This is a genomic window from Paenibacillus sp. 01T422, from assembly GCF_056398785.1.
Genome location: NZ_JBFTQB010000879.1, coordinates 1 through 2701 on the forward strand (window position 1 = coordinate 1; position 2701 = coordinate 2701).

3 protein-coding genes are annotated in these 2701 nt (G+C 38.1%); all 3 read left to right on the plus strand.

The window, feature by feature from the left end:
* A partial coding sequence (locus AC1DUA_RS32840; RefSeq protein WP_477503725.1) for a response regulator occupies positions 1-645 on the plus strand: 645 nt, incomplete at its 5' end.
* Between the two features lie 835 nt (positions 646-1480).
* Positions 1481-1669: a hypothetical protein gene (locus AC1DUA_RS32845; RefSeq protein ID WP_477503726.1), complete on the plus strand. Its 189-nt coding sequence runs from the start codon at positions 1481-1483 to the stop codon at positions 1667-1669.
* A gap of 741 nt (positions 1670-2410) precedes the next feature.
* Complete coding sequence (locus AC1DUA_RS32850; RefSeq protein ID WP_477503727.1) at positions 2411-2677, plus strand: NUDIX hydrolase; 267 nt, start codon at positions 2411-2413, stop codon at positions 2675-2677.
* The last annotated feature ends 24 nt before the right edge of the window (positions 2678-2701 follow it).

Genomic DNA, 2701 nt, shown 5'->3' on the forward strand with positions numbered 1-2701 from the left:
CGGGTTATAATTGTAGACGATCACCCTCATGCAAGGGAAGGAATCCGAAGCATTTTAAAAATGGATAATTCATTTGAAATTGTTGCCGAGGGAAGAAATGGTGCAGAGGCGATTAGGCTTACAGAACAATGGATGCCCGATATCATTTTGATGGACATAAACATGTCGCAAATGGATGGTTTAGAAGCGACAAAGCAAATTAAGGAAAAATTTCCCTATGTAAAGATTGTTATGGTCACCGTATCTGATGATATCACCCATTTGTTTGAAGCGCTGAAGAAAGGCGCACAAGGTTATCTGCTTAAGAATTTGAGTCCGAACTCTTGGCATGAATATTTAAAAGCAATTGCCGTAGACGAAGCCCCTATGTCCAGAGAGCTAGCTCTGCGGTTGCTACAAGAATTTACACCTAAGGAAAAACAGGAGGCACCTAACGCGTTTATTACCGGACGTGAACGAGAAATACTGGAATGGGTGGCAAGTGGAAAATCTAACCGATTAATTTCGGAAGGATTAGGTATCTCTGAATATACAGTGAAAAATCATCTGAAGAACATTATGCAGAAATTGCAAATGGACAACCGGGTGCAGCTTACCCGATATGTATTTGAGCAGGGATGGCTGCGAAGAATCATCGATAAATAAATGCAAAAGAGCGTTCTGCAAGGGTTACGTACTTGCATAACGCTCTTTTTTTCAAACTTAAGTACTTGCAGATCCACGGACAAGGGATGGAATGGGGATGGAATTCATGGAATTCTCGTGTAACCGAATCTTCACACAATGAAGAAAGAACAAATTTTAACTCACTATGAAAGAATTGGAGGATTTAATTTCCATGGCTAGACCAGTAGTTCAGCATGTTGTTTTGGACATTGGCGGCATGACATGCGCAGCGTGAAATTGGGTGTCGGGTGACAAGAACATTATCTCATTAATTACCGCGTAAATCGCGGTTTTTTTATTTTATGGGATCAAGTTCTTGTCACGAGCCAATGACAAGAACTTGATCCCATTCCCGATTTTGACAAGAACTTGATCTCATTCCCGACAGATGGGTTCGGGAGTGAATGAGGTGGATATAGAAATACCTGGAAAGGATACCTATGATTGAACTAACGGGCAGGATAACTGAACAGTGCGCATAGCAAAGCTAGGCACAACTAGTTGGTGAAAGTCCAACCGAGGTAGGGAGCAAGCCGCCTAATTTGAGCAAAAAAAAGAACACCTCTTATCCGGCAAAGAGGTGTTTGTAAATTAGGATGTACCGATGAAGATTGACATTATCAATGTATTCATCTGGTCTTCTGTATGCTATTTAAAATGAGAACTTTTAATTAGCACGGATTTTATAAGCATACAGTGGTATACAAACCGCTTTAACCGAGACATTCAGATTAAGAATTGGCTAATTTATCTAGTACACTAGCAGGGTGACGCGAATAAACTTTAAGTATAGTGAAGTAAAGGTGGTATACGAATGAAAAGTCGCGTTTTAATAATCAAAATGGATCTATTACCCTGGTACGATGAGCTTGATGACTATTTAGATGTCAATCATTTAGCATTCCCTGTACATGTACGTAAACGTATCAAGTTATTTGGTAAGTATACCATTCTTTCTATTAGCCGATATGAGACGAGATTGAGGCGAATTAGCTCGTCGTAAAGAGGTGTTTGTAAGTTAGGATGACCGATTGACATTAGGTCTATAGTCTAATTAAATTAACAGTGGTAAACAAATCGTTTTAAACTGTGACAATCAGATMAACTGGTCTGTCGAAGTTCGTTAGTTCAATAAACAGTAGTGGCGGCAGCAGACTTTATTTTTTAAAGTCCTAGTCCGCCGCTGTTTCTTTTTCTATATAATTTCAAACAACTATATTAAAGGCTTAGTGTATAATTTCGTAATAAACTAAACTCAATCAGAAATTACAAAGGCAGTAGATCAATAAAATAAACAAAACTCCATAAAAAAATTCTTCAAATGAAACCAATTTTTAAAAAGAAACGTTCATTTCAAAGGCAAACGAGATGTTGAGATAATGAAGCACTTCTTTAACGAGTTGGATTTTATAGAAAATAACAAAATAAAGGTCACTACAGTGAACTACATAGCTAACGAAGGGACGATAGTTCAATGCTGAATTGGCTCCCCGCGTTGCATCCCATCGCTCCGCTAAAGGCAGAAGAGTTAACATTTAATTGGGCAGCTATTAGTAATCTATCATTCAAATATTATTGGTGTTATTTCCATTTTTATGAAATAATCTACATATACGTAGCAAACTGTTAAAAATGCGAGGCGAATAAGTATGGCTTTTAACGATACTTTTAGATTTGGCGTTCATGCAATGATATTTAATTCCGATGGGTACTTACTGGTGGTGGAGTAGACCCTGACGAAACGATTCATCAAGCATTATTTCGTGAATGTCGTGAGGAGCTTGGAATTGAAGTTCAAGATGCGGTATTAACAGGATTTTATTATCACAGTCATATCAATGCACAAGTTGGAATTTTTCGCAGCACTCTGCCTGAAAATAAGGAGATAATTCTCAGTTCCGAACATTCCGAATATAAATGGTCACATCTATCTGAGTTAAGTGAGATTCAACGGCTAAGAGCTTTAGATACGTTAGAATTTCGTGGACAAGTAGTAAGTCGATCCTTTTGAAACGCATGTTCGATTGAGCTAACG